This is a genomic window from Lysinibacillus sp. GbtcB16, from assembly GCF_019091145.1.
In the GTDB taxonomy this organism is placed as follows: Bacteria; Bacillota; Bacilli; order Bacillales_A; family Planococcaceae; genus Lysinibacillus; species Lysinibacillus fusiformis.
This window is the reverse complement of the sequence record NZ_JAGXJV010000324.1, coordinates 1-277: the sequence shown is the minus strand read 5'-3', so window position 1 is coordinate 277 and position 277 is coordinate 1. Positions and strand designations below refer to the sequence as shown.

General features: G+C 37.5%; 1 pseudogene. It reads left to right on the top strand.

From position 1 onward, the window contains the following. Positions 1-14 precede the first annotated feature (14 nt). Positions 15-277, top strand: a pseudogene (locus KVT27_RS24430) (AimR family lysis-lysogeny pheromone receptor); the annotation flags it as partial.

Sequence of the window (277 nt, the reverse complement as noted above, 5' to 3'; positions counted from 1 at the left end):
ATAACCATCGAAATATGAATAGAAAAAAGGGTCAGATTTTGTTGGAAGAAATCTACGAGACTCGTGTTTCATCAGACTCGGAGTGTCAGGTGTTATTAAATACCTTACTAATGGCAGCTGAATATGATAACCAAAGGTATAGTGCTATGGCATCGTATGCTGAAGTTGCTGATGTACATATCGGTAAGATGGATGATGGTTATATCAAAGACTGTTTACGCATGCAACATATGGAGCGAATCGCGTACACACAGTTACATGCTAATGAAATTGATAA